Below are 20,510 nucleotides of genomic sequence, written 5' to 3'. Positions count from 1 at the left end.
AGTACCTACCGAAAAGCGCGGGCGCTTGGCTGACTAAGTGACCTCGCAATGACTGTTACTGAATGCGCTTACCATCAGGTGCTGTGCGCATGGGGAAAGAGGACACGATATGGCCGATGCACGCCCGACGCAGCAAACTGGCTCCCAATCGTCGCGGCCCCGTCGCGGATTGGGTAATGGCCTTGGCTCCTTGATTCCCGATGCTCCACCGGCTCCGCGTGGTGAGAGCGCTCGCCCCTTAGATGTCCTCTTCCCAGAGTCCGCCTCCGCCTCGTCTTCGCGCACAAGGGGAGGTTCTGCCCGGGAGCTTCTTCAGCCCCGACGGTCAAGCCAAGGCCGTAAGAGTGTTTCACGTGAAACATCGGTAGATCCCGCGAAGTCACGTTCGGCTCGGGGGCAAAAGGTGAAGATTCAGGCCGAGGCAGGCGTTGGCGCTGAAGCAGCAGCGCGTGAAGCCGAGGCGCCGATTCAAGCCCAAGCAGTGCGCGGATCCATGCCGACCGAATCGGCGTCGAATGAATCAGGTGCGGCCACTGCCGGCAAGAGCGCACCTCAGATGGATGTTTCACGTGAAACGTCCTTGGCCGATGACGGACAGACATCTGCCCGCGTGACGACGAATGTTCTTGACGCCATTATGGGCACTCCTCAGAACGGTGTTTCACGTGAAACATCTGAGGATGAGCCTGAATTGATGGCCGTGCCTGGCGCCAGCTTTGGCGTGCTCCGAGTGGATGAGATCATTCCGAATTCCCGTCAGCCACGCGAAGTCTTCGATGAGGATGAACTTGCAGAGCTCGCGGCTTCCATCACCGAGGTCGGTGTGCTTCAACCAATTGTCGTTCGGCCCATTAAGGCCAGTGACGAGCCTACCGAGACGCTTCGGCAACTCCTTGAAGCAAAGCCTGATGCCCGATACGAACTCATTATGGGTGAACGTCGTCTGCGTGCATCGGAATTGGCCGGAAACTCAACCGTACCGGCGATCATTCGTGATACGGAAGACGATGATCTGCTTCGTGATGCACTGCTCGAAAACCTACATCGGGTGCAGCTCAATCCCTTGGAGGAGGCATCGGCCTATCAGCAGCTCATGGCTGACTTCGGCGCGACCCAAGAGGAGCTCGCCAAGCGCATTGCCCGATCACGGCCCCAGATTGCCAATACCCTCCGCCTGCTGAAGCTTCCCCCTGCTGTCCAACGCAAGCTCGCGGGCGGTTCCATCACAGCCGGCCATGCGCGTGCACTGCTCGGTCTCAACGAGGCAGCCGACATGGAGCGCTTGGCGGAACGGATTGTGGCAGAAGGCCTTTCCGTCCGTACGACGGAGGAACTCGTGCGTTTGGGTCTTCCGCGACACCCTGTGGCAACTCAGAAGCCGGGGGAGAAGACTCTGTCGCCGTTAGGGGAGAGGCTCGTCTCCACCTTGTCGGATGCCTACGACACACGCGTCACGATTTCTGAAGGACGTCGTAAAGGCAAGATTGTCATCGAGTTTGCCGGCGCGGATGACCTTGAACGTATTGCTGCATTGCTCGTAAGGGACGCCTAGGCACCGCGTATACAGTCTTCTGGGTGACTGCTCGCTGCTGGGACAGGGAGCCCACACGATCTCCACATGCCCCACAGATGGCTGCTCGGATGCGGAGCTGATTAGGATTAACCTCTTGCTCTGGTACGGTCATGAGCGAGCAGTATGTCAGTCACTATGAGCCTGCGGGTGGCAGGCGCATCAGCGCGTAGGCGCGTACCATAGCAGGATGCAGGACATGCAGGCATTATCAGCGCTGCGTGCCGCAGGACTGACGAGGCTCATTCGAGTGCCCAACGGGGTCGCGTCAGCCAAAGCGGAGCACCGTAGTATTTGCGATTGCGCTTAGGCCGGATGGGGGAGAGGTGCTGCCCCATTGAGCGGAACCGTTGAGCTAGGAGCTTCAACTGCGGGGCTCGACCTGGAATCTCCTGAACTGGGTGCATCAGTAGTAGATGGCAGCCTTCGAAGGCGACGTGCAAAGGTTGCTCCAACGACATTCCAGTGTTTCACGTGAAACAGCGTTGCCATCAGAGGCCTAGTTATCAGACAACAGACGAAAGCGGGAGCGAAATCGGGCCTTTAGACTCAGGTGAGCGCGGCTAAAAGCCCCCATTAGGTCGACCGTCACACCTCCTCACGGTGACAAGTATCTCCCTTATGTCCAGAACGCCCCTGACACCCACATAAACCGGCAGAATGGAAGTGCGCAGGCCGCTTCTTGTCGCCCCAAAGTCACCACCGACTCAGGCGGGGCAACAACAGCGACCAGAAAGGGGAAGGTTCCCATGACATTCTTTGCCGGCATTCAGACCGTGTACTTCGACGTCACCGGCGTCCTCGTCACCGAAAGACCCGACCCCCAAGAATTCTGCCGCCTCCTCTCCCTGGACTGCACCGACCCTGTCATTGTCTCCCTCGTCGACCACGCCATGTGGGCACACCGAGACCAACACGATGCCGGAGGCAGCGACGCCGCATTCTGGAATGCCGTCGCCGGAGACTGCGGCAACGCCGAACTCACCGACGCACAAATCCAAGCCCTCGTCGACGCTGACATCCGGCGCATGTACACCCCAAACGAAGAAGCACTCCGCTGCGTCGACCGCGCACTCGAAGCCGGATGCACCGTCGGGATCCTCGCCAACGCGCCCGCATGCGTCGCACAGGCGCTACGCGCAGCCCCCTGGGCGAAAGACCGCTTCAGTCACTTCATCTTCTCCGGCGAATGCGGCCAACGAAAGCCCCAATCCACCATCTACCGCCTTGCCGCACAAGCAGCAGAAACCGAACCCGAAGAAATCCTCTTCATTGACGACCGCGAAAAACACCTGCGCGGCGCACAATACTTCGGCATGAAGACCCTTCAATGGCCTTGTGAGGCTCAGGCTTAGTCCGTACAAGCCCGTCTCGCACTGCGCTGTTTCCTCCTTGACCGCGCCGCACTGGTGGGGGCGCGGACGACGGGGTGAGCCGCTTGTGCCCACTCGCCTTCGCTTCGCTTCGGCTCCTATGCCCAACCGCGCCGCAAGCGGCTCACCCCGCCCTCCGCTTGCTAGGTTGGGCGGGTTCCGTTGGTACTACGGACTTCACCCCGCCCTCCGCTTGCTTGGGTGTGCGGGTGTCCTTGGGTGGCGTTGTAAGCGCACACGGCTGGCCGCGTGTGCCTCGTAAGCATCATCCCCCTCCTGGTGCCTGTGGAGCGCCTGAAGGGGGATGAATGACAGTGGGGGAGCGACTCAGGGTTGAGGATCGCCTGAAGGTTCGGCGACGACCTCGTCAGTAGGGGACACGACCTCCTCGGGCAGAGGACGGCCCTGAGCGACGAAATGAACGATCTCCGAACACACGTCAGGGAAAGAGCCCGCCGCCTCCGCAGCCTGAGGAAGCAACGACGTATCCGTCATCCCCGGACAAACATTCGCATCAATGAACCAGCAGGTCCCATCCTCACTCACCACGAAATCAATGCGCGAAAGGTCCCGCAAGCCCAGAATCCGGTGAACATCCATCGCCGTCAACTGAACCTCAGCGATGAGCTCATCAGACAGGCGAGCCGGGACAAAATACTCCGTCTCATCTGTGGTGTAGCGAGCATCGTAGTCATAGTCGCCTGAATCCGTGGAAATCTCCACCGGAGGCAAAGCCACCAAACCATCACCCAAATCAAGGACCGATACGGCCACATCGCGGCCCTGAACAAACTCCTCGATCATAATGCGCTCACCATAGGCGAAGGCATCCACCATCGCCGCACGCAACTGCGCGAAATCCTCGGCCTTAGAAATACCCAAAGCCGAACCACCATCAGCGGGCTTAATCACCACAGGGAATTGAATCGCATTCTCCAAGGCGCCCAACACCTGGCTCGCGCCCAACTGGCGGAAGAACAACTGCGGCAGAGACATCCACCCCGGAGTATCAAAGCCCGAAGACGCCACCAAACCCTTCGCCGTGGGCTTATTCGACGCCATCATTGCCTGCACGGAACCCGTCCCCACAAAGGGAATACTCAACGTCTCCAGCAGGGCCTGAAGCGAGCCGTCCTCGCCCACCGAACCATGCACGAGCGGCCAAATCACGTCAGGCGCAAACTCCTCAATCGAACCCAGCAGCGCCGAATCAAGATCGCAGACGCGCACCTCGTGCCCCAACTGGGTCAAGGCATTCGCAACGCGGCGCCCCGAACGCAGGGACACCTCACGTTCGTGGGTGAGACCACCAGCGATGATGAGAACCTTAGGAATGTCAGCCATCGTCATCTCCAAAGTGTATATTCGCAGGTAAAAGCGGTTTTGGTTAGTTGTCGTGGTGGAAGCCGGCACCGAACATATCCACCAGCTCCTTCTCTGCCTTCACCACCGTCGACAAACGACGAACGCCCTCGCGGATATCCTCAGGCGTGGGATAACAGAAGGACAGACGCAGATGATTCGCACCGCGACCGTCATAGTAGAACGCCGTCCCCGACACATAAGCCACCTGAGCGCGCACAGCACGCGGCAACATCGACTTCGCATCAAGACCCTCCGGCAGCGTCACCCACGTGTAGAAGCCGCCCTGCGGCGTCGTCCACGTGCACTCCGGCAGATACTCCTCCAGAGCACCCAGAATCGCATCACAGCGTTCCTTGTACATCGAACGGAAAGACTTCACCTGGCTATACCAGTCATAATCCGTCAGATACTGCGCAATCGACATCTGCCCAATCATCGAAGGCGATAAAATCGCCGCCTCAGAAGCAAGAATGAGCTTGTCGCGGATCGCGTGAGGAGCGTAAGCCCAGCCAATACGGTAACCAGGAGCGAACATCTTCGAAAACGACCCCAGGTACACCACACCCTCAGGGCTGTAGGACTTCAACGCCGGCAGCGGATCAGCATCAAAACCCAAAAGCCCATAGGGGTTGTCCTCAAGAATGAGGATATTCTCGCGCCGACAAATCTCCGCGATCAGCGGGCGACGCTCAGCCGACAAGGTCACGCCAGCCGGATTGTGATAGTTCGGAATAGTGTAGAGCAGCTTAATGGTGCGGCCCTCGGCGCGAACGCGGGCAATGGTCTCCTCCAAAGCCTGAGGAATCATGCCATCAGCGTCCATATCAATATGAACCACATGAGCCTGCTGCGCGCGGAACACACCCAAAGCGCCCACATACGTCGGCGACTCAGCCAAAACCACGTCGCCCGGATCCACAAAAAGCTGCGTCATCAAATCCAAAGCCTGCTGCGAACCCGTCGTCACCACAACGTCATCAGGATCACCGCCAATAATGCCGTCATAGGTCATGACATGACAGATCTGCTCACGCAAAACAGCCCAACCCTGACCCGAGCCATACTGCATAGCCTGAGCGCCATGATTGGCAATCAAACTCTTCGCCGACTCAGCCAGCGCATCAAGAGGAAGATCCTTAAGGTTGGGCATGCCACCTGCCAAAGAGACAACCTCCGGGCGGGACACGACGGAGAAAAGCGCTCGGATCTCGGAGGCTCGCAGGTTATGCGCTCGTTCGGCGTAGGCGCCAAACCATGGATCGAGACGATTTCCTTGCGTGTCACCCGAAAGGCGATGCTCTCCGCTCACGGGACCTTCCTAACGTTCATACAGACGAAGCCTCGCGACACACGAGGCTAAACCAAGTGTGCCACTGTATGGCTCCGAAAGCGATCAGAGCCATACAGTGGCGTCATGACATCATCGGCCTTCCAGTGCGATAACACCCTGGAAGAGGGCCAGTGAGGGACTCTCAGCCCTGCTCAGCCAGCCACCGCTCCGCATCCAAGGCGGCTCGGCAGCCCGAACCGGCGGCAGTAATGGCCTGACGGTAGCTGTGATCAACCACGTCACCGCAGGCGAACACGCCAGCGAGGTTCGTGCGGGTGCTCGGCTCGTCCACCACGATGTAGCCCGCCTCATCGAGGGTCACCTGGTCGGCGACAACCTCGTTACGCGGCAGGTGACCAATGGCGACAAAGACGCCATCAACAGCGAGAGTCGACTCGGACGCGTCGACGGTCGAAGCCAAGCGCAACCCCTCCACGGTCGAATCGCCCAGAACCTCAGCGACGGTGGAATTCCACACGAACTCAATCTTGGGATCATTCATCGCGCGGTCCACCATGGCCTTCGAAGCGCGCAGCTGGTCGCGGCGGTGAACAACATAGACCTTGGAAGCAAAACGAGTGAGGAAGGTAGCTTCCTCCATCGCAGAGTCGCCGCCACCGATCACGGCCAGCACCTTATCGCGGAAGAAGAAACCATCGCAGGTGGCGCAGTAGGACACGCCGTGGCCGAGCAGACGCTCCTCGCCCTCAACGCCGAGCTTACGGTATGCAGAACCCGTGGCGATGATGACGGCGCGGGCGCGCAGGGTCTCCTCGTCAATAGTGACGGTCTTGATCTCGCCACTAAGGTCAACAGCGGAAGCGTCCTCAAAGCGAATATCAGCGCCGAAACGCTCTGCCTGGGCGCGCATATTCTCCATCAAGTCCGGGCCCATGACGCCCTCAGGGAAGCCGGGGAAGTTCTCCACCTCGGTGGTCGTCATCAGGGCGCCACCAGCGGTGATCGCACCGGCAACCACGACAGGAGCCAAGCCGGCGCGGGCGGTGTAAATCGCGGCGGTGTAGCCCGCCGGGCCAGAGCCCACGATCACAACGTCATGTACTGTTTCAGACATTACTTCTTCCTCTACTTCGTCGCGAAGGACTCTTACTTCGCAGTGATTTCGTAAATCCACGCCCAGTTGGCGCCATCAACCGAACGAGGCACCTGACGGAAAGTCAGCGTCACCGAATCGGTCTCCACAGGCGTCGGCAGGGAAATAGTGGTCGTGGGCTTCATATCGGTCGTGGCGAGGACCTCGCCGCGACGCGGACTTTCCGCATTGGGAGCCTTGAGAGAGATCTCGCCCCCCTCAGTGCCCTCAGGCATATGCAAGGTCAGCTCCGACAAGGTGGTCTTCTCCTTGAAACGCACAACCAGCGCCAGGGAAGTGTCATCACCAAAAGGTCGATCAAACTCACGAGAATGCCACTCGGTCTCCATATTGCCGTCGATCATATTGATCGCGCGATCCTCATAGTCCCCCTGATCGTCGCGCCACGACAGGACCGTCACAGAAGAAATCTGCGGACCCGCAGGAGCTGCCACAGGCGCTGGTGCGGCCCCAGACTGGGCCCCGGACTGAGCATCGGACTGAGCGGCCGACTGATCGGCAGAAGCCATCTCATCGGCGCGGCTAAAGGACGGCTGCTCCAAGGGAGCTGTGGCCGTCTGTACCGCCCACACGAAGGCAACAATCGTGAAGAGCACGAAGAAAATGACCGTCGGCTTGGTCGGATCGAAACGACCAGGTGACGCCTGCGCGGGCGCGCCGCCAGGGCGAGTAGAAGACCCGGCTGGCGCGGGGGACATTGCTACCTCCTCAAAACGCGGAACCACAGTGAGCGTGTCATCAAGACTATCCGCCTCGACCGCATCGGCCGCAATGCCCGCAGAAGGTGCCGCGTCAGCGGCTCGCGCCGAGGCCTTCGCCTTATCCACCGCACGACTAAACGCATCCTGCACAGCCGTAAGGGCCTTACGCGCATGCACGGCGGTAGCGACATACGCTGTCGCGGCTCCGGCGCTCACCGCAGCTGCGGCCGCAGCGGCCTTCTCCTTCGCGGCAGCAGTGCCTCCAGCCAGGGCTGCGGCGCCCGCACTACCCGCCGCGGTACCCGCTGCTGGACCAGCCGCTGCATCTGCTGCGGCCCCCTGCGTGGCAGGCTCCACGCCGACACCATCTGCGACGGGGCTTCCGGCGAGGGCGTCGCCCTCGTCAGCCGTGTCGCCGACGAGGGCGGGCACAGCGTCGGGGTAGATCGGGATACCCGCCGGTTGGGTCACCGGCTCATCATCGTCAGTGAGGGACTCTTCCAAAGCCGCACTAAAAGCACGCAAATCCTCCCTGAAATCCTCGCCAGCGACACGCATGCCATCAGCGGCATCCTCGGAGGCGGCGAAGGAATCAGTGAACGGGTCGGTACTGCCAGATGCCGACGGCATGTCGGAGACCTCGCTGGGCGTCAACTGCATCCAGTCGGGGAAGGAAAGGGGAGGAAGAGCCTGCCCGTCCGCCTCAGCTTCAGCAGGTGCGGGGAAAGCGCGCGGCGGAACAGCAGGAGGCGCGAAGGATTCAGGAACGCCATGGTGTTCCTGAGGTTCGTCGTGCTCATCACGGTTCATGAGATCTCCAGAGTCGCCGGTATCGGGGCGGTCGATGTCGTCAGAAGACACAGAATCCTTCTCCTGCCGACCAACTATAAAACGGGTCAGCCCAAGAGGCAGAGGAAGACGCTGCGCGATCAAGCCACCCACCCGCGCCGTCTCAGCCGGAGCGAGGAAACGCATGACAAGCCAAAACACAATCGTCGCAACGATTGACACCACAATAAGGCGCCCCATGGAAGCACCCACTCGGCCCAACACACTTTGCGCATCTGTGTGCCACCCCATGACAAACATTGCACCAAGGCCAGCCAGCAGGGCCGCCACAGACGCCACAAAAGAATAGCCATACGACAAAAGCAGCTGACGCTGATTGACATAGCGATTCCGGCGGGCCACCCACACAATGGCAATGAGACCCTGCACCACGCGGCATGCCGTCTCCGCAGCAGCCGCACCCACAACCCACCAGCGTGGACCCGTCGCAAAAAATACCGACCAGCCGACAATCACCTGAACGATCGTGGGCACAATACCCATCAAGAACACGGGCTTAGCGTCCTCGTAGGCGAAAAAGACACGCTGACTCATCAAAATCATGCCCGTCGAGGCCACACCCGGCATCAGCGCCAAAAGCACCCACGCGTAGCCCTCGACAACCGGTGGGCGCGTTGTCGGCGCCACCATCTGCATCATCGGAATGGCCCCGGCCATGAGGATCGCAGCAGCCAACAGCGTCAGGCTCGAAATCGCCTTCACGCCAAAGGAGTAATTCTCCGCCACCGTCCGATCATCATTTTGTGCCGCAGCATGACTCAAACGAGTAAACACCGCCGTCGCTAAGGACACCGCAATCAACGACTGCGGCACCATGAAGATCATGAACGCCGTCGCGTAGGCAGCATTCCCCACCACCACCTGCGCGGCATCAGCAACAGCGCTGGGATTCGGCTGGTAGCGGTGAGCCCACGCGTCAGCCTGAGCGGCAATATTCGACGTTGAGAGCACACCGACCTGGCTGACAGCCAAGGTCGCAAAGGTCCAGCCCGCCACCTTCGAGGCCGAACCAAAAGAAGTGCTGCGGAAATGGAAATCCGGGCGGAGCTTAATGCCCGCCGAACGCAAAGGAATGAGGAGAACCAAGGCCTGGGCGATCACGCCCAAGGTTGACGAGCCGGCCAAGACCCAAAACTGTGGGCCCGTGAAATCAGCGATCGGCAAAATGGTTGGCTCGACGCCCCACATGACCAGGAACACAGCCAAGCCAGCAATGCCAACAATATTATTGACCACCGGCGCCCACATGTAGGGGCCAAATACGCCCCGAGCGTTAAGCACCTCGCCCAGCAGGTTATACAGGCCGTAGAAGAAAATCTGCGGCAAGCACACCAGCGAAAAGGCAATCGCCAACGCGCGAATTTCCGCGTCATAGCCCGCTGCCGTAATGAGGATCAGCAGGGGAGAAAGCACCATCGCCACCAGCGTCACGGCAAAAAGAATGGTGCCCGCCAACGTGATCAGACGATTGACGTACACATCGCCCTGGGTGCGTTTCATTGCCCGCACAATCTGCGGCACGAGCACAGCATCAAACACGCCCGCAGCGAGGATATTAAACACCATATTGGGCAAGGTGTTGGCCGTCTGGAAAGAGGCCATGACACCACCAGCGACCGACCCCAACGCCGCGAGCAACATACTTGCGCGAATGAAACCCAGGATGCGTGAAACGAGAGTGCCTGAAGCCATCACAGCACTTGAACGCAGCAATGACGAGGAGCGTGGAGCCTGGGGGGCAGGAGCGTCAGATGCCGGTGAACTCATCCCTCATCCTTCGTCGGGAAAACACGATCGTCGTTAAGCGTATCGGGGGGCGCAGACAATGGGGAAGCGTCCGAAACAGGGATCACCTCGTCGGTGGGGGTGGAGCCTCCCGCGCCCGGAAGGCCTGTCGACGCCCGCATCCGTCGGCGAAGTGTTCTGATCAGACCGCCAACAAAAGCGATACCAACGACAGTGGCAACAGCCATTGTCGCCGCATCCTCCCACTCGGCGCGCAAGCGCACACTGACAGAATGACTGTTATCGAGCACAGTCCCGGTGACTGTTAACACCTTGTAAGTGACGTTGATATCGCCCGAGCCAATAGCTTTGACCGGCACCTCCACCGCGCGTGCGGAATGCGCCGGAATGGTGACCTCAGGGATTTCCACTACGCGCATACGGCGATCTGAAGGATCCAAATCAACGCGCACCCGCACTTCCCACGGCAGGGAATTCACCACCCGAACCGGGAAATTCACCGAGGTGGAAATGACATTGATCGGGGCGGAAGGCTCAGCATGAACAGCGTGAGAATACGCGGAGGTCTTCACGCGCAGCAGATCCGCCGCGACCTGACGTTGGCGAGGCTCGTAGGAGGCGCTCAAGGCCTCAAAAGTAAAACGCGTGAGTTCCTCACGCAAAGGCTGAGGATCACTCAATGCCGCCTCAGTGGCCTGGGCTCTTTCCAAGACCCCATCAAGGACAGAAATTGCCTGAAGGCTCGCCTCATCCACAGGCTTAGACTCAAGGGGAATCCGCGCAATGTCGGTCGCCGGGGAAGCCGCAATCTCACTCAAGGTCGTGGGAGCAACCCACCTGTGCTCCGTCAACGCGCGAAGGCGTGCCACAGCATCCTCGCTGAGTTGAGAACGACGAGGCATCACGGCCAAGAAGGACCGCTCACTTTGCGGGCGCTCGCGGGTAATAATCGCGCCCGCAGCAGCCAACAACTGATCGCGATCCAAATTATCGGCCACCGTCGATGGCCCCCAGCCCAGCAGATCCGACAGGTATGCCGGGCTGGTCAACACCGTCGCACCCGCCTCAGCTTCGCCGCTAATGAGCGTCTGCCCCGTCAGGGGATCAACCTCAACGCGGGGTGCGGGAAGGAAATCAATGTCCTCCGCCGTGGGGAGGGCCCCCGCAGGTGCCAGCGTCACCAACGACGAGGATTTCGCCAGGAACTCCAGGCCGAAACTATCCTCCGATGGCCAGCGCACATCCCGAAGGACCGTGGCTAAAGCTCCGTTTTCGTGCAGGTTCGTCGGAGCTTGGGAAGGAGCTGGCGCGCTCTGGGGCGCCTCGCCCTCGTTCTGAGCAGCGGACTGAACACTATCCCCACTTTGTGCACCATCGGCGCTGTTGCCAGCAGTCGAAGCTAAGAGGGCGGGGAAATCCTCCCGAGAACGATCGCACAGCTGGTGGATCCACTCACTCGACACCGCCATCGTCAGCCCAGGATCGGCGTCAAAAGGCAGCAGGGGGATGACCTCGTGAGTGCCGGTCAGCAGGCGCTCACGCACCACGCCACTCATCGCCTCATCACCCGTATCCACAGCCTCCGGGTCAACTGCCAAAGTCACTCCCGGTCGGCTTTGCAGCTGGCCCGCGATTGCGGGCGCATAGACGGCCAGGGGCGCATTCCTCACGGTCCACGGAACGACGACATTCACCCGTGAAGGCACAAAATCCTGACCCGCATCCCACACGATGAGGGAACGGTCATTGCTCTGCTCGTCCCCGGCGGTGGCCTCGACAGTCACTCCGCGAGGCCCCCACGCCCACTGCCCCTCCAAAGGCAAGGAGGCGCGATCCACCGTCACGGTAAAGGCTCGCGATTCGCCTGGCGCGAGGGAACCGGTCAAGGACTCGGAGGCAATGAGGGGCCCATTCCACAAAAGGCCGGTAAAGAAATGAGCCATCTGCTCCATCGACACCGGCGTCGTGGCCTGCATAAACACCTGAACAGTGGGTGCAGGGAGGGTTGAGCGCCCATGATTCGACACCGTCCCTGACACCACGAGGGTTGACTCATCCGTCAACACTCGGGGCGCGAAGTTATCAATCGACACGACGAGGTCACCCGACTGCTGGCTCCCCTCTTCAGCGAAGGTCAGAGGACGGGCAGAGGGGGAGCTGGCGTGCAGGGCGGTAGCAGAGGGTGCGGTAGATACGGGCGACAGCGCGGCATGGGCGGGCGCAGGAGTGTTGGGCGCGGCGTGGGCGGGCGCAGCGACGCCGGGAAGAGCGAGGGGCAGAAGGGCGGCAGTAACGAGGGCAGCACACAGACGGGACAACAGCAATTAGTCCCCCTGATACAGCAGATCCAGTGCGATACCGACGATACGTCGTTCATTAGGGTAGGCCAGCTGGCGCGTCATTTCCCGCAGAGGGATCCACGCGGCATCTTCTGCCTCTTGGTCAGGATCGCCTTCAACGGTGATGTGACCTGACAGGTAGTCCATGAGGTAGTGGTGAACCACCTTGTGGACGCGCCGGTCATGGCCTGAGAACCAGTAGTCAATGGTGGCAAGGTGGCTAATAATTCGCCCCTGAATGCCGGTCTCTTCAAAGACCTCACGCAGGGCAGCCTGCTCGGGCGTCTCACCGTGCTCAACGTGGCCCTTGGGGAGGCACCACTCAATGCGGCCTGCACGGTTGCGGCGGGCAATAATCGCCGCGTAGGGGATGCCCCCCTTGACATCAACGACGATGCCACCAGCGGAGGTTTCACCGACGATCGGCAAATGCGTGGCCTGCCCATGCAATGCCTTGGAGACATGACGACGCGGGGGTCGGGGGACCCCTGGGCGACGCTCTGTGGAATAGGCAGGCATGGTTCAACTTTAGGCGGCTTTGGCGTCAAACACCCATCTGCCCGAGCGTGGCGCTCATCGCGGAGTGCAGTCAAGGCGCTAAAACCTGCCAAAGCAGGAACACGCCCGTGGCGAAAGTCCCCTTTCTTCATGGTCTTTCCCGCAGCGTGCGCCCACATGTGCGCCCAAGGGATTTTCGGGCCCCAAAGCCCGCGAAGGGGGGTGAACTCACACCCGGGAGCCTGGGGGCACGGATCGGGGTGTGGGACGATAGAAGTCTGACGCCTGAAAGGACACACCGTGGATTCCACGTCGAGCGACATGCCCCCCACCACCGAGGTTCCCTCCGCGCCTCACGCCGCCCCTGGTAGCACACAGGGCAGCACCCGGGGCGCCACCCAGGGAGCTACGCATGGCAGCGCGCAGGCCACCAAGCAGGGCGCCTCGTTGGCCGCCATCCCAGGAAATGTGGATATGGCCACCCTCATGGCCAACGCCCAAGGTGCCTTCGCCCAACTCCCCGCAGGCGTGCTCGAACTCGGCCGCGTCTTTGAAGCCGCAGGCGAGGAGCTCGCCCTCGTTGGCGGCCCCGTCCGCGACGCCTTCCTGGGCGTGACCCCCCACGACTTTGACTTCGCCACCTCGGCCCGCCCGGACCGGACCGAGGAAATCCTCTCTTCCTGGGCCGACACCACCTGGGATGTGGGCCGCGACTTTGGCACCATCGGCGCGCGCAAGAAGGACCTCACCGTTGAGGTCACCACCTACCGCACGGATTCTTACGAGGTCGGCTCCCGCAAGCCTGAGGTCACCTACGGTGACACTCTGGAAGGGGACCTCACTCGCCGGGACTTCACCGTCAACGCCATGGCCATGCGTCTGCCGGGCATGGTCCTCGTTGACCCCCACAATGGTCTGGAGGACCTGCAGCAGGGGCGCCTGCGCACGCCCGTCACTGCCGAGCAGTCCTTCGACGATGATCCCTTACGCATTATGCGTGCCGCACGTTTTGCCGCCCAGCTGGGGATCGACGTGGACGAGGATGTCATGAATGCCATGGATGTCATGGCCCACCGCCTGGAGATCGTCTCGGCTGAGCGTATCCGCGCAGAGCTTGAACGCCTCATTATTTCGCCCTACCCGCGACGCGGCATTGAGCTCATGGTGCACACGGGCGTGGCCGACATTGTCCTACCGGAGCTGTCTGCCCTGCAGGATACGAAGGATGAGCACAAGCGCCACAAGGACGTTTACGAACACACCCTGACCGTCCTCGATCAGGCCATGGACCTGGAAACCGGGCCGGAGGGGCCCGTGCCCGGACCGGACTTTATCCTGCGTTTTGCCGCCCTCATGCACGATGTGGGCAAGCCGGCCACCCGCCGCTTCGAGGGGGGAGGCGTTGTGTCCTTCCACCACCACGAGATCGTGGGGGCGAAGATGACGCGCAAGCGCATGAAGGCCCTGCGTTTTGATAAGGCCACCACCGAGAAAGTGTGCCACTTAGTTGCCCTGCACCTGCGCTTCCACGGATACGGGGATGCGGCGTGGACGGACTCGGCCGTGCGCCGCTACGTCACCGACGCCGGTGAGATGCTTGAGCGCCTCCACCGCCTCACCCGCGCCGACTGCACCACCCGCAACCGCCGTAAGGCGCAGTTCCTGTCGGCCGCCTACGACGACCTGGAGTCCCGCATCCAGGCCCTGCGCGAGCAAGAAGAGCTCGACGCGATCCGCCCCGATCTTGATGGCGCTCAAATTATGGAAATCTTGGGGCTCACGCCGGGCCGCGAGGTCGGTGAGGCACGCCAGTTCCTCTTGAACCTGCGCCTTGAGAATGGTCCCATGGGTGAGGAGGCAGCGAAGGCTGCTCTGCTGGAATGGTGGGCGTCGCGCTAGGAGAGGTGGGGGTTTGGAACACAAGCAACCAAGCTGCGTAGTAGAAAGCTTTTCGCTAGCATCTAGATAGCCGGGGTTTTGATAGCCATCGAAAGCGAAAAGAGGGGACCATGGCTAAGACAGCGACGATCTTTGCACGAGTTGAGCCAGAGGTTAAGGAAAGCGCAGAGAACATTCTTGACCAACTGGGTGTTCCAATGTCGAATGCGGTTGATATGTTCCTTAGGCAGGTTATCCAGCATCAAGGACTTCCCTTTTCCTTAAACCTTGTACCGCAAGGAATTATCGATTTACGGCAAGCGTCTGAGGTGGCACTGCATGCCGAGATTCAGCGAGGTCTTGAAGATAGTGAGGCGGGTCGGGGTCTTCCTGCTGCCGAAGTCAGAGAGTCATTCAAGAATCGTAGCCAGGCATGACGTGGACCGTCGTCTATACCGAGCAAGCACACACGGACCTATGGTCCATCCACGACTACATCTCTTCAACTCTGTGTGCGCCGCGAGCAGCAAGCCGACTGATCGACCGAATCTTGGATGCAGTAGAGGCATTGGAGGAGTATCCCGAGAAGTTTCGTCTTCTTCACAACGGGTGTCATGATGCCCGTTATGAAATTCGGATCATGCCAGTTGGAAATTACGCAGTCCTATTCTTCGCCGATACGGACACGACTACCGTGAACGTCATCCGAATTGCCTATGGAGCTAGGGATATTCCGCAGCTTCTTAACGGTCTCTGAACATCCGAACCTGCCTCGTCAATCTGAGCAAACGCACGACGCGCGCCAATGAACGCGGCGAGCACGACAGGCACCTCTCCGCATAGGCTTAACCCAGAACATCCGCACGGATTAGTGAATGGAGAACACCCATGAGTTTCCCAACGCCCGCCACCGGCTCTGCTGACATTGGCGTGTACGGCCTGGGAGTGATGGGCGCCAACCTCGCCCGTAACCTCGCACGCAACGGCTACCGCACCGCCGTCTTCAACCGCACCCTGGCGCGCACTGAAAAACTCATGAGCAACCACGGCGACGGCTCTGAGGGCACCTTCATTCCCGCCGAAAGCGTCGAAGAGTTCGTTGCCTCCCTTGAGCAGCCTCGCGTGGCCATCATTATGGTGCAGGCTGGTGAGGCTACCGACGCCGCCATGATCCAGCTGGCCGACTACATGCAGCCCGGCGACATTATTGTCGACTGCGGCAACGCCCTCTTCTCTGACACGGTCCGCCGCGAATCCTGGGCGCGCGACCGCGGCCTGCACTTCGTGGGCGCCGGCGTTTCCGGCGGCGAGGAAGGCGCCCTGTGGGGCCCCTCGATCATGCCTGGCGGCACCGTGGAGTCCTACGACCGCCTGGGCCCCATGTTTGAAAAGATCTCCGCCCACGTGGGTGACGAACCCTGCTGCACCCATATTGGTGCTGATGGCGCTGGCCACTTCGTCAAGATGGTGCACAACGGCATCGAGTACGCCGACATGCAGGTCATCGCCGAGGCCTACGACCTGCTGCGCCGCGGCCTGGGCATCACCCCCGCTGAGGTGGCCGACATCTTCGCCCAGTGGAACGAGGGCGAACTCAACTCCTACCTCATGGAAATCAGCGTCGAGGTGCTGCGCCAGGTGGACGCCGAGACCGGCACGCCGCTGGTGGACCTCATTGTCGACGAGGCCTCCCAGAAGGGCACCGGCGCTTGGACGGTGCAGACCGCCCTGTCCCTGGGCGTGCCCGTGACCGGCATTGGTGAGGCCACCTTCGCCCGCGGTGCTTCCTCGTCGCGCCCGCAGCGCCTGGCCGCCCGCGCCCTTGAAGGTGGCGCAGCGCCCATCGTCATTGACGAGGCCGAGCGCGCAGCCTTCGTTGAGGACGTGCGCCTGGCCCTCTACGCCTCCAAGATCGTCGCCTACTCGCAGGGCTTTGACGAGATCAGCGCCGGCGCCGCCGCCTACAACTGGCAGATCGACAAGGGCGCGCTCGCTAAGATCTGGCGCGCTGGCTGCATTATTCGCGCCGTCTTCCTTGACGACATTACGAAGGCTTACGAGGCTGACCCCGAGCTGCCGTTGCTGCTGGCGGCCGAGCCTTTCGCCTCGCGTATTCAGGCGGCTGTGCCCTCGCTGCGTCGCGTGGTGGCGCTCGCGGCTGCTGGTGGCGTGCCGATCCCGGTGTTTGCCTCGTCCCTGTCCTACTTCGACATGATTCGCGCCGAGCGCCTGCCGGCTGCCCTCATCCAGGGCCAGCGCGACTTCTTCGGTTCGCACACCTACTTCCGTGTGGACCGCGAGGGCGTGTTCCACACCCTGTGGGCTGTGGAGGGCAGGCCCGAGGAGCAGTGGAGCTGATGCTCCCTTAACTCTGGCTTTTTAGAGGTCCCCCTGGCTGCTACGAGGTGGCGCTGCGTGCGCGGCTCACATGGCCAGGGGACTTTCCCCAGTTTGCGGTTTCTAGGGGTGGGATGGGGTGGGAGGGTTTGCCTATGCGTGTGAGGGCGGGGTCCTCGTGGAGATATTGGGTCAGATGCGGGCGTCCGTAGGGGTCCATGTAGGAGGTGAGGAGCTGTTCGGGCGTGTAGGCCATGAGGTGGGAGAGGATCACAAGTTGCGCGGCTCTGCGGGTGGATACTTGCATTTGCATGTCGAGGACCTTGCCATCGGGGGTGATGAGCTGGCCGATAAGATCATCATCGAGTTGGATGGACCATCCGGTCGCAATGTTTTCGTGATCGAGAGCCCCATCAATGGGAATTCTAAGGGGATGGAATCTTAGACGGTGGCGGGCTGAGCCTGCGACGTTGTAAATGAGCCAGCGTAGGGCGATATCGAAGTCAGGAGTGGAAAGCTCAGTGGAGCGTTTGTTGTTGCTTCCGCTTTCCCCGTAATGCCAGAGGCCGTTTTCTTCCCAAAAATGGAAGGCGAAGCGCTCGATGTCGCCGTCGAAGATAAGTTCGTTAGTGTCGTCCCGATAGGAAGGCATGGGTCCCCTGTGTCGGGTGAATTCCACGAGTTTCTGTAGGAGCGTCATCAAATGACCTTTCTTAGCACGCCGTCAATGATGAGTTTTTCAACTTTAACTTCGTCTCCATGGCTATTGAAGATCTGGAGTTGGACGGCTCCGCCCTGTCCTCCATGGTAGGGCGCCGTGATGCCTGATCGGATGGTGTAGTCGTCGGGAATGTTGTCTTCGATGAGTTGGTATGCGTAATAGGTCTTATGAAGAGACGATGGGTTAAGAGAACGTTCACCGAAACTCGCTGGACCGTCGGGGCCGATCAATCCGAGGAACCCACCATTAGGTTCACCGACACGGTCGAAATAGATAGCGCCCTCGGAAGGTAGGTCGTAGTGAGCTTTGAAGGCTGCGAGAAGGTCGTTTCGGCTACCTTCCTGATGTACGATGCCCTCTGCCAGTGAGCGAGCCTTGTCGCCTCCCCAGTCAATCACGGATTCTTTAAAGGCTCCACCCCATATGGTGTACTGCGTTGGCTCGTTGACTCCGGGGGCGAGTTTTGCTCCTTCAGGAATGCGCACTTCTACAGGCAGTTTCTCGCCATCTTCAGGCCATATCTTGTTTCGTCCGATGGTCTCATCCCACCATTGGTTATAGCTACGCAGATTCCCGTACTGATCTCTACCAAGGACTTCTCCCACATCTTCGACCAATGCCAACGTGCCTTGATCAAGGGCAGAAGCATCGCGAGGGGGCGGGACCGAGTTGTCTCCCACGATAGGGATTGTGCGTGCGAGGTGGTCTATTCCTGTGGGTGCTTGGGTGCGTTCGAGGCGTAGGGTTTCGTAGTGTTTGTCGCTGATGCCTGTGGGTCGTGTCAGAGCGGCGATTTCTTCTTCACTCTTGAGCGTTGGCAGGGTGGAAGGTTGGGTGGAGTGAGGGTCATACGTCGCTGTCGCCTCCGCATTATCGAGAGGCGTGTTCGTGGGGTGTGTTGAGTGGGTGGGGTTTTCGGTGGTGGTGGGGTGTTCGGGGTGCTCTGGGCCGTCGTTCTCGGCGAGGTGGTGAGTGTTGCTGGGCTCGGGCGCGGGGTCGCGATCGGGGTTGGCGGGGAGGTGATGATCGCGGGTGATGTCAGGGGGTGTGGTGGGCGCAGGAGCGTCAGTGTTGGTGTGGTGGTTGGGGTTGAGGCGTTGGAGGAGGCGGTCGTGGTCGATGTGTGAGTTGGTGGGGTTGTTTGTGGTGTGGGTGTGGGTGTTGAGGCGGCGTTCGAGGTCAGCGAAGGGATTTACCTCAGCCGGAGCTGGCGTTGGTGTTGGGGCTGGTGCGGGGTGGAGTCTGGGGTGGGGAGTGGGTGGGTGCTGTCAGGGAGGAGGCTGAGAGGGTGGGTGTGTGTGAGTCTGTGGGGTGGTGTGGTGGGTGATGAGGGGCGTGGTCTGTGGGCCTGCGGCGTATGCCAAGCTCATTGGAGGGAAGGTGGGTGTGGTGGTGAACACCTTTAACGAAGGCAGGAGGGTTGACATGGCGGCTGAGGGTATGCAGGATTTTGGCGCTTTTCAGGAAGGTGGCTCCGCCGAGGAGAGACAAGCCAATATTGGCGGTGTGTTTACCTAGGGCGCGGGGCGCATCGTCAGCGAGGCCCTCAATGTCAAGGGCAGTCCAGATGATGTTGCCAGCGGTGTCCAGGGGCGCGTTGATGAAGGCTTGCCCCAGGTCCCGCAGGTGGGTAAAGGGAGCCTTGAGAACTTTCCATGCGGCCTCCGGAGAGATTTTGCCGGTACCGGCTTGCCATGCGAGCGTGACGGGTGTGATGAGAGTGTGCAAGCCAGTTAGGGCGATGTCCATGCCGGCTTCGTATTGGCCGCGAGGGTAGGCGTTGAGTACGTCAAACCAGGAGCGTTGTTGGGGGGCGTTAGCGCAGGCGGCGTTGAGGGCGTTGACACACGCAGTAGAGGAAGATCTCAGATCGGCTATCGCAGCCTGCCAGTCGGCCTCGATCGCTGCTTCCATCCCCGCAAAGTCAGGTCCAATCAGATCAGAAAAACGGGGGCTCACACTCCACGCGTAAGGCTGATCGGTGATGCTGGCCTGGGGGTGTGCGCGATGCTGGGCGCGCATGCTTTGAACCTCGTCGTAACGCCGTTGGCACTCACTGGCGTGGTCTTGCGCGGTTTGGAGGGCCTGGGCATACGAGGTCAGGGATTGGGCGGCATCAATGAAGGCTTGACCCATCTCCTCCCACCGGTCAGGCTCAAGGGTGAAGCGCTCATGGAAAGCCTGCGCTGCGGGGCCCTCCCACAAGCCGGGCCCAAGGGTGCGCATCTGGTCTGCTACGGCACACACCTTCTGGCCGCGCTCACGCAACGTCGTGGCCCGGCTGGCAATAGCGCCGGGGTTGGCGTTAACGTGGAATACCCGCCCCGTCATGCCCCTACTCCTGGCTGGTGTGAGGGTGCGTACTTGGAGTGGGTGCGGGGCAACGGAACGCTGCTGCGTGGACCGCTTCAAGGGCGCGTTGGCCAGCCTCGGTGGCGGTCTGGTCAAACTCGATATACCTACCCGCAACGGCGCTGAGACGTTCACTGACCTGGGCAAGATCTTCAGTGAGGGCGTTCATGCCCAGCTCCCACCGGTCACGAAACACGCTGACTGCCCTCCACACGTCCTCGTCGGTGACCTCAAAACGAGCCGGGAGGAAATCCTCGACATCAAAACGCCATTGATCCCCCACCAGAGTGTCCAACTCTGAGGCCAGCGAGGCCAGTGAGGACGTCTCCACGCGAAA

The 20,510-nt window shown here is 60.7% G+C and carries 16 protein-coding genes; 6 read left to right on the top strand and 10 right to left on the bottom strand.

Translation table 11 applies throughout. From position 1 onward, the window contains the following. Positions 1-109: 109 nt before the first annotated feature. Both HWX48_RS10015 and HWX48_RS10010 read left to right on the top strand, forming a co-directional pair. Positions 110-1,552, top strand: a complete 1,443-nt coding sequence (locus tag HWX48_RS10015; protein ID WP_175957150.1) for a ParB/RepB/Spo0J family partition protein — start codon at positions 110-112, stop codon at positions 1,550-1,552. A gap of 767 nt (positions 1,553-2,319) precedes the next feature. Continuing rightward, positions 2,320-2,925, top strand: a complete 606-nt coding sequence (locus tag HWX48_RS10010; protein ID WP_175957148.1) for an HAD-IA family hydrolase — start codon at positions 2,320-2,322, stop codon at positions 2,923-2,925. Between the two features lie 345 nt (positions 2,926-3,270). On the opposite strand, the gene HWX48_RS10005 is transcribed toward HWX48_RS10010, so the two are convergent. From HWX48_RS10005 to HWX48_RS09980, 6 genes are all read right to left on the bottom strand, one after another. Continuing rightward, entirely contained in the window at positions 3,271-4,287 is a 1,017-nt protein-coding gene (locus HWX48_RS10005) for a D-alanine--D-alanine ligase (protein WP_175957147.1), read from the bottom strand. A gap of 43 nt (positions 4,288-4,330) precedes the next feature. Beyond that, positions 4,331-5,617 carry a PLP-dependent aminotransferase family protein gene (locus HWX48_RS10000; RefSeq protein WP_175957144.1) on the bottom strand — a complete coding sequence of 429 codons (1,287 nt, stop codon included), beginning with the start codon at positions 5,615-5,617 and terminating at the stop codon, positions 4,331-4,333. Between the two features lie 163 nt (positions 5,618-5,780). Continuing rightward, a complete protein-coding gene (gene trxB / locus HWX48_RS09995) occupies positions 5,781-6,713 on the bottom strand; it encodes a thioredoxin-disulfide reductase (protein WP_175957142.1) in 933 nt (310 codons plus the stop codon). A 32-nt stretch (positions 6,714-6,745) separates the two neighbouring features. Then, the gene (locus tag HWX48_RS09990) at positions 6,746-10,069 is read right to left on the bottom strand and encodes a murein biosynthesis integral membrane protein MurJ (RefSeq protein ID WP_175957140.1); all 3,324 of its coding nucleotides are present in this window, start codon (positions 10,067-10,069) and stop codon (positions 6,746-6,748) included. After that, the gene (locus HWX48_RS09985) at positions 10,066-12,372 is read right to left on the bottom strand and encodes a DUF6049 family protein (RefSeq protein WP_175957138.1); all 2,307 of its coding nucleotides are present in this window, start codon (positions 12,370-12,372) and stop codon (positions 10,066-10,068) included. The genes HWX48_RS09990 and HWX48_RS09985 overlap by 4 nt, the downstream gene beginning before the upstream one ends. Then, a complete protein-coding gene (locus tag HWX48_RS09980; RefSeq protein ID WP_175957136.1) occupies positions 12,373-12,906 on the bottom strand; it encodes an NUDIX hydrolase in 534 nt (177 codons plus the stop codon). It abuts the gene before it with no gap. Between the two features lie 465 nt (positions 12,907-13,371). On the opposite strand from HWX48_RS09980, the gene HWX48_RS09975 reads away from it, so the two are divergent. From HWX48_RS09975 to gndA, 4 genes are all read left to right on the top strand, one after another. Beyond that, positions 13,372-14,784 carry a CCA tRNA nucleotidyltransferase gene (locus HWX48_RS09975; protein WP_175957260.1) on the top strand — a complete coding sequence of 471 codons (1,413 nt, stop codon included), beginning with the start codon at positions 13,372-13,374 and terminating at the stop codon, positions 14,782-14,784. Positions 14,785-14,894: 110 nt separating this feature from the next. Beyond that, complete coding sequence (locus tag HWX48_RS09970; protein WP_175957134.1) at positions 14,895-15,200, top strand: type II toxin-antitoxin system RelB/DinJ family antitoxin; 306 nt, start codon at positions 14,895-14,897, stop codon at positions 15,198-15,200. Beyond that, positions 15,197-15,520, top strand: coding sequence for a type II toxin-antitoxin system RelE/ParE family toxin (locus tag HWX48_RS11440; RefSeq protein WP_175957132.1), 324 nt, complete (start codon positions 15,197-15,199; stop codon positions 15,518-15,520). The genes HWX48_RS09970 and HWX48_RS11440 overlap by 4 nt, the downstream gene beginning before the upstream one ends. Positions 15,521-15,651: 131 nt before the next feature. Continuing rightward, positions 15,652-17,121: an NADP-dependent phosphogluconate dehydrogenase gene (gndA, locus tag HWX48_RS09960; RefSeq protein WP_175957130.1), complete on the top strand. Its 1,470-nt coding sequence runs from the start codon at positions 15,652-15,654 to the stop codon at positions 17,119-17,121. Between the two features lie 40 nt (positions 17,122-17,161). Here the strand turns inward: gndA and HWX48_RS09955 are convergent, their stop codons facing one another. The 4 genes from HWX48_RS09955 to HWX48_RS09940 form a co-directional block, all read right to left on the bottom strand. Further along, positions 17,162-17,752: an Imm61 family immunity protein gene (locus HWX48_RS09955; protein WP_175957128.1), complete on the bottom strand. Its 591-nt coding sequence runs from the start codon at positions 17,750-17,752 to the stop codon at positions 17,162-17,164. A 47-nt stretch (positions 17,753-17,799) separates the two neighbouring features. Beyond that, positions 17,800-18,444, bottom strand: a complete 645-nt coding sequence (locus HWX48_RS09950; RefSeq protein ID WP_175957126.1) for a glycohydrolase toxin TNT-related protein — start codon at positions 18,442-18,444, stop codon at positions 17,800-17,802. A gap of 574 nt (positions 18,445-19,018) precedes the next feature. Then, positions 19,019-20,152: a WXG100 family type VII secretion target gene (locus tag HWX48_RS09945; RefSeq protein WP_175957124.1), complete on the bottom strand. Its 1,134-nt coding sequence runs from the start codon at positions 20,150-20,152 to the stop codon at positions 19,019-19,021. 4 nt (positions 20,153-20,156) lie between these two features. Next, positions 20,157-20,504: a hypothetical protein gene (locus HWX48_RS09940; protein ID WP_175957122.1), complete on the bottom strand. Its 348-nt coding sequence runs from the start codon at positions 20,502-20,504 to the stop codon at positions 20,157-20,159. Between the last annotated feature and the right edge of the window lie 6 nt (positions 20,505-20,510).

Origin of the sequence: Schaalia sp. Marseille-Q2122 (assembly GCF_903645355.1) — a bacterium.
GTDB lineage: Bacteria > Actinomycetota > Actinomycetes > Actinomycetales > Actinomycetaceae > Pauljensenia.
Note: the sequence above shows the minus strand (reverse complement) of the source record. Positions and strands in the feature narration are given on the sequence as shown.

What these genes read in the sequence shown, in the direction of transcription:
- HWX48_RS11440 (WP_175957132.1), top strand. Translation starts at nt 15,197, where the DNA reads ATGACGTGGACCGTCGTCTATACCGAGCAAGCACACACGGACCTATGG.
- HWX48_RS09990 (WP_175957140.1), bottom strand. Translation starts at nt 10,069, where the DNA reads ATGAGTTCACCGGCATCTGACGCTCCTGCCCCCCAGGCTCCACGCTCC.
- HWX48_RS10005 (WP_175957147.1), bottom strand. Translation starts at nt 4,287, where the DNA reads ATGGCTGACATTCCTAAGGTTCTCATCATCGCTGGTGGTCTCACCCAC.
- HWX48_RS10010 (WP_175957148.1), top strand. Translation starts at nt 2,320, where the DNA reads ATGACATTCTTTGCCGGCATTCAGACCGTGTACTTCGACGTCACCGGC.
- HWX48_RS09970 (WP_175957134.1), top strand. Translation starts at nt 14,895, where the DNA reads ATGGCTAAGACAGCGACGATCTTTGCACGAGTTGAGCCAGAGGTTAAG.
- HWX48_RS10015 (WP_175957150.1), top strand. Translation starts at nt 110, where the DNA reads ATGGCCGATGCACGCCCGACGCAGCAAACTGGCTCCCAATCGTCGCGG.
- gndA (WP_175957130.1), top strand. Translation starts at nt 15,652, where the DNA reads ATGAGTTTCCCAACGCCCGCCACCGGCTCTGCTGACATTGGCGTGTAC.
- trxB (WP_175957142.1), bottom strand. Translation starts at nt 6,713, where the DNA reads ATGTCTGAAACAGTACATGACGTTGTGATCGTGGGCTCTGGCCCGGCG.
- HWX48_RS09980 (WP_175957136.1), bottom strand. Translation starts at nt 12,906, where the DNA reads ATGCCTGCCTATTCCACAGAGCGTCGCCCAGGGGTCCCCCGACCCCCG.
- HWX48_RS09975 (WP_175957260.1), top strand. Translation starts at nt 13,372, where the DNA reads ATGGCCAACGCCCAAGGTGCCTTCGCCCAACTCCCCGCAGGCGTGCTC.
- HWX48_RS09955 (WP_175957128.1), bottom strand. Translation starts at nt 17,752, where the DNA reads ATGCCTTCCTATCGGGACGACACTAACGAACTTATCTTCGACGGCGAC.
- HWX48_RS09945 (WP_175957124.1), bottom strand. Translation starts at nt 20,152, where the DNA reads ATGACGGGGCGGGTATTCCACGTTAACGCCAACCCCGGCGCTATTGCC.